The organism is Streptomyces phyllanthi, from assembly GCF_009377205.1.
In the GTDB taxonomy this organism is placed as follows: Bacteria; Actinomycetota; Actinomycetes; order Streptomycetales; family Streptomycetaceae; genus Streptomyces; species Streptomyces phyllanthi.
This window is the reverse complement of the sequence record NZ_VJZE01000080.1, coordinates 22,326-28,325: the sequence shown is the minus strand read 5'-3', so window position 1 is coordinate 28,325 and position 6,000 is coordinate 22,326. Positions and strand designations below refer to the sequence as shown.

General features: G+C 70.2%; 4 protein-coding genes. 2 read left to right on the top strand and 2 right to left on the bottom strand.

Features of this window, described 5'->3' with window-relative positions:
• The first annotated feature begins 110 nt into the window (after positions 1-110).
• A complete protein-coding gene (locus FNH04_RS14585) occupies positions 111-2,516 on the top strand; it encodes an ATP-binding cassette domain-containing protein (RefSeq protein ID WP_152784197.1) in 2,406 nt (801 codons plus the stop codon).
• Between the two features lie 254 nt (positions 2,517-2,770).
• Here FNH04_RS14585 and FNH04_RS14580 read toward each other — a convergent pair whose 3' ends face one another.
• Positions 2,771-3,784, bottom strand: a complete 1,014-nt coding sequence (locus FNH04_RS14580) for an ABC transporter permease (protein WP_152784195.1) — start codon at positions 3,782-3,784, stop codon at positions 2,771-2,773.
• Positions 3,785-3,824: 40 nt separating this feature from the next.
• The gene (locus tag FNH04_RS14575; RefSeq protein WP_194236681.1) at positions 3,825-4,865 is read right to left on the bottom strand and encodes a substrate-binding domain-containing protein; all 1,041 of its coding nucleotides are present in this window, start codon (positions 4,863-4,865) and stop codon (positions 3,825-3,827) included.
• 296 nt (positions 4,866-5,161) lie between these two features.
• Between FNH04_RS14575 and FNH04_RS14570 the strand changes: the two genes are divergently transcribed.
• Positions 5,162-5,923 (top strand): ATP-binding cassette domain-containing protein, encoded by a 762-nt coding sequence (locus tag FNH04_RS14570; RefSeq protein WP_322723065.1) that lies wholly within the window; start codon positions 5,162-5,164, stop codon positions 5,921-5,923.
• Positions 5,924-6,000 lie beyond the last annotated feature (77 nt).

Genomic DNA, 6,000 nt, shown 5'->3' with positions numbered 1-6,000 from the left:
GTCCGGACGTGTTGTCGTACCCGACTGGTTAGATCGGTCCGGACGACGCCGACAGGAACCGCGAAGGCAGCCCGCCCACCCGATGGCCCCGCGCGACAGATGGAGACACCATGAGCAGCACGGCCCCGAGGACGGACCCGCAGTCGCCCGCGCCGCACGCGGCCGACAGCCATGAGTTGATCCGCGTGCACGGCGCACGCGAGAACAACCTCAAGGACGTCAGCATCGAGATTCCCAAGCGCCGGCTGACGGTGTTCACCGGCGTCTCCGGCTCGGGCAAGAGCTCACTTGTGTTCGACACGATCGCCGCGGAGTCGCAGCGGCTGATCAACGAGACCTACAGCGCCTTCCTGCAGGGCTTCATGCCGAACGTGGCCCGGCCCGAGGTCGACGTCCTCGACGGCCTGACCACCGCGATCACCGTCGACCAGCAGCGCATGGGCGGCGACCCCCGCTCCACGGTGGGCACCGCCACCGACGCCAACGCGATGCTGCGCATCCTCTTCAGCAGACTCGGCAGGCCGCACATCGGCCCGCCCAGCGCGTACTCCTTCAACACCGCCTCGGTCAGGGCGAGCGGCGCGATCACCGTCGAGCGCGGCGCCAGGACCAAGGCCCAGAAGGCCACCTTCGAGCGCACCGGCGGCATGTGCAACCGCTGCGAGGGCCGGGGCAAGGTCTCCGACATCGACCTCACCCAGCTCTACGACGACTCCAAGTCGATCGCCGAGGGCGCGTTCACCATCCCCGGCTGGAAGTCGGACAACGTGTGGACCGTGGGGCTCTACGCCCAGTCCGGATTCCTCGACCCGAACAAACCGATCAGCAGGTTCACCAAGAAGGAGATGCACGACTTCCTCTACGGAGAGCCCACCAAGGTCAAGGTCAACGGCGTCAACCTCACCTACGAGGGCCTGATCCCCAAGATCCAGAAGTCGTTCCTGTCCAAGGACAAGGAGGCGATGCAGCCCCACATCCGGGCGTTCGTGGAGCGGGCGGTCACCTTCACCACCTGCCCCGAGTGCGACGGCACCCGGCTCAGCGAGGGCGCCCGGTCCTCGAAGATCGGCGGGACCAGCATCGCCGACGCGTGCGCGATGGAGATCCGCGACCTCGCCGAATGGGTCCGCGGCCTTGAGGAGCCGTCGGTGGCGCCGCTGCTCACCGCGCTCCAGCACACCCTCGACTCGTTCACGGAGATCGGCCTCGGCTACCTGTCGCTCGACCGGGCCTCGGGCACCCTGTCCGGCGGCGAGGCCCAGCGCGTCAAGATGATCCGCCACCTCGGCTCCTCGCTCACCGATGTCACGTATGTCTTCGACGAGCCCACCATCGGCCTGCACCCGCACGACATCCAGCGGATGAACGACCTGCTGCTGCGACTGCGGGACAAGGGCAACACGGTGCTCGTGGTGGAGCACAAGCCGGAGACGATCGGCATCGCCGACCACGTCGTGGACCTCGGCCCCGGCGCCGGCACGGCGGGCGGCACCGTCTGCTTCGAGGGCACCGTGGAGGGCCTGCGGGCGAGCGACACCGTCACCGGCCGCCATCTCGACGACCGCGCAGCGCTGCGGGAGACGGTGCGCAAGCCCACCGGCACCCTGGAGATCCGCGGCGCGGCGACGAACAACCTGCGGAACGTGGACGTCGACATCCCGCTCGGTGTGCTGTGCGTCGTCACCGGCGTCGCCGGCTCCGGCAAGAGCTCGCTCATCCACCGTTCCGTCCCGGCCCCGGAGGGCGTGGTGTCGGTGGACCAGACGCCGATCCGCGGCTCGCGCCGCAGCAACCCGGCGACGTACACGGGACTGCTCGACCCGATCCGCAAGGCCTTCGCGAAGGTCAACGGCGTGAAGCCGGCGCTGTTCAGCGCCAACTCCGAGGGCGCCTGCCCCACCTGCAACGGCGCCGGCGTCGTCTACGTCGACCTGGGGATGATGGCCGGCGTCGACACGCCCTGCGAGGACTGCGAGGGCAAGCGGTTCCAGCCCTCGGTGCTGGAGTACCACCTCGGCGGCCGCGACATCAGCGAGGTGCTCGCGATGTCGGTGACCGAGGCCGAGGAGTTCTTCGGCAGCGGTGAGGCCCACACCCCGGCCGCGCACAGGATCCTCGAGCGGATGGCGGACGTCGGACTCGGCTACCTCACCCTCGGGCAGCCGCTCACCACACTGTCCGGCGGCGAACGGCAGCGGCTCAAGCTGGCCACGCACATGGCGGACAAGGCCGGCGGCCGATCCGTCCTCGTTCTCGACGAGCCGACCACCGGCCTCCACCTCGCCGATGTGGAGCAGTTGCTCGGCCTGCTCGACCGGCTCGTCGACTCCGGCAGGTCGGTCATCGTCATCGAGCACCACCTGGCGGTCATGGCCCACGCCGACTGGATCATCGACCTCGGCCCCGGCGCCGGCCACGACGGCGGCCGCGTCGTCTTCGAGGGCACCCCCGGCGATCTCGTCGCCGCTCGCTCCACCCTCACGGGCGAGCACCTCGCGGCGTACGTCGGCGCCTGACGGAGCCCCCCCACAGACCGACCCCACAGACCGCCCCCGCAGGACACCAACCCAGCAGGACACCGACCCCGCAGAACAAGGGAGGTCCCGGCCACTGCCCGGCCGGGACCTTCGCGCGTGTCCTTCCTGCCGGCCCGCGTGCGCGGCTGTGCGGCGTACCGCCCCGGGAACCGGAAGGCTCCGTCGGCGACCTGGAAGTTTCGCCGCATCGAGGAAGCGGCCCGCGGCGCCGCGACCAGCAGGCGTCGGCCGCGTCAGCGTGTGCCGCCCCTGCGCAGGATCTTGTCCACGCCGACCGCGACGACGACGAGGGTCCCGGTCGCCACGTCCTGGTAGAGGCTGTCGATACCCGCCTGGGTGAGGCCGGAGCGGAGCACGGTGACGATGAGCGTGCCGATGAGTGTTCCGGCGACGCTTCCCCGGCCGCCGAAGAGGCTGGTCCCGCCGATGACCACGGCGGTGATGCTCTCCAGGTTCGCCGTCTGGTACGAGTTGGGATCGGCGTTGGGGATACGGCCGAGGGCCTGCCAGGCCGCGATGCCGTAGAGGAGACCGGCGGTGATGTAGACCGACAGGACCGTACGCCGCACGTTGATGCCGGTCAGACGGGCGGACTCGGGCGCGTTGCCGACGGCGTAGATGTGCCGGCCCCAGGCCGTCCTGGTGAGCACGTACCAGAAGAACGCGTACAGCCCCACGAGCAGGAACGTCCCCCAGGTGATGAGCACGCCCCCGATGTCGACGCCGTTCCCCCAGAAGACCAGCAGATCGTCGGTCACCGGATAGCTGCGCGAGTCGGAGTAGAGCCTGCCCACCGCGTAGACGACGGTCAGCGCACCCAGGGTCACGATGAACGGGGGCAGGCCCAGCCGGGCCACGAGCGCACCGTTGAGCGAGCCGAGGACGGTCGCCACGAGCAGGCCGAGCAGCAGCGCCGCCGTGGGACTGCTCCCCTCGAAGACGAGCTTGGCCATGACGATCGTGCCGAGGACAGCGATGGCCCCGTTCGCCAGGTCGATGCCCGCGGTGAGGATGATCAGGGACTGACCCAGGGCCAGCGTGCCGATCACGATGGACTGCTGCAGCACCAGCGAGAGGTTGTCCGGTGCCAGAAACGTGTCCGTGGTGACCGAGAAGACCAGTACGGCCAGGGCCAGGGCCGCCAGGGGGCCGACGGTCGGCGTGCGCAGCACGTACCGCACCGAGTCCCGCAGCGTGGTGCCCGGCTCGTTGTCGGCGGCGGGACTGCTGGTGACGGGAGATCTCATGATCCGTTTACTGGTCCCTTCGCCCGGTCGGCGCCCGGGGTCACCCCCAGCAGCGCTGGAGTCCCCATTCCGTGTTCTGGGACGCCAGTCCCCGCACCGGCTTGTCGGTGATGAGCTGCGTGCCTGTGTCCGTGAAGCCGGACGGTTTCTTCCCGTCCCTGACGAAGTCGGTCACCGCGGCCACACCCAGGTCAGCCATCCGGACCGGGAACTGCATGACGGTGGCGGCGTACTTGCCGGACCTGACGTCGCGTACGCCCTCGCATCCGCCGTCGATGGAGCCGACGGTCACCTGCTGGGCGAGACCGCGTGCCGCGAGGGCCGTGTAGGCGCCGTCGGCCACCGGCTCGTTGATCGTGTAGACCGAGTTCACGTCGCTCGTGCGCTGCAGCAGGTTCTCCATCGCGGCCTGCGCGCGGTTGCGGTCGCCGTTGGTGATCGCCCGTCCGCGGATCGCCGGTGAGTCGTCCTTGATCCCGAAGCCGTCGAGGAAGCCGTCGTGGCGGTGCTGGCTGACCGTGGAGCCCTCCGTACCGTCGAGCATGAACAGTTCGGGGGCACGGTCGCCGAGCACGGCCCTGACGTAGGCGCCCTGGAGGCGTCCGGCCTTGAAGTTGTCGGTGGCGTACGTCGCGTCCGCCGCGTCCACCGGGTCCGTCGCGGTGTCCAGCGCGATCACCAGGATGCCCTGCCGGCGGGCCTCCGCGATGGCGCCCAGGATCCCCGTCGTGTTCGACGGTGTGATCAGGATCCCCTGCACATCGCGGGCGATGAGGCTCTCCACCGCGGCGACCTGGCCCTCGTTGTCGCCGTCGAACTTGCCGGACAGCGCGATGAGCTCGGCGTCGTTCTCCGCCGCCGCCTCGGCGGCGGCGTTGCGCAGGGAGACGAAGAACGGATTGGTCTCGGTCTTGGTGACCAGGCCGATCGTGACCTCTCCCGTCCCGTCGCCACTCGTGGAGTCCTGATCCCCGCCGCAGGCGCCGGCGCCGAGCAGCAGGGCGCCCACCAGGAGGACCGTCGCGCCCTGCGGGGGACGCCATGGCCGACTGCGCTTGCGGACGGTGTGGTGGCGTGCCATCGGTGACACCCTCCTCCGGCCGGGGCCGGGGCCGGCGTTCGCGTAGGCCCCTGCGATCTCCATCAGATGTCTAGATTGTTGGTAAATACCCCGCTATGCCACTTCGATACTGTGCCACTTCGATCTCCTCACCGACGGCCTCATCCGGCCTCCCGCGCGGCGCCGCGTCCGATCGGGCGCCCCGCGCCTGACCGCCCGTTCCGTTCGCTCTGCGTTGCATACGTCCTGATTAGGGCGAAAGATGAGGGAAGGCCGTGCGGCGCCACCGTGGTCGCGCGGAGAAAGGCGAGGTTCGCGTGACTGGGCCGCCCCTGCTCGCGCTGCGCGGCATCTCCAAGCGGTTCGGCGCGGTCCAGGCCCTGAAGGGCGTCGACCTGGAGGTCCACAGGGGTGAGGTCGTCGCCCTGCTGGGGGACAACGGTGCCGGCAAGTCCACCCTCATCAAGGTCATCGCGGGTGTCGACCCCGCCGACAGGGGCGTCATCGAGTGGGAGGGCCGGGCCGTCCAGATCAGGACCCCCCGGATCGCCCGGCGCCTGGGCATCGCCACCGTGCACCAGAACCTGGCGCTGTGCGACGACCTCGATGTCGCCGAGAACCTCTTCATGGGACGGGAGCGGCGGTGCCCCGGTGTCCGGGGCCGCCTGTTCCGGTTGATGGACACCGGCGGTATGCGCAGGGAGGCACGCGGGCAGCTCGACGCGCTGGGCATCCACGTCCCCGATGTGCGTACTCCGGTCGCCTCACTGTCCGCGGGCCAGCGCCAGACCGTCGCGATCTCCCGCGCGCTCCTCGGCCGCCCGAAGGCCGTCCTCCTGGACGAGCCCACCGCGGCGCTCGGCGTCCCCCAGGCCAACCACGTCCTCGACCTCGTCGACGAGCTCCGTGAGCAGGGCATAGGGGTCATCCTCATCAGCCACAACCTGGGAGACGTCAAGGCCGTAGCGGACGAGGCGGCGGTCCTGCGGCTCGGCCGCAACAACGGCTTCTTCCACGTACCGACCACCCCGCAGGACCGGATCTTCTCCGCCATCGTGGGCGCGACGGGCAGCGCGTGACTCTCTCCCGCCGGACGGCCGTGGCTTTCCCGCCGGGCGGCTGCGGTTCTCCTGCCGGGCGGCCGCGGCGGTTCACG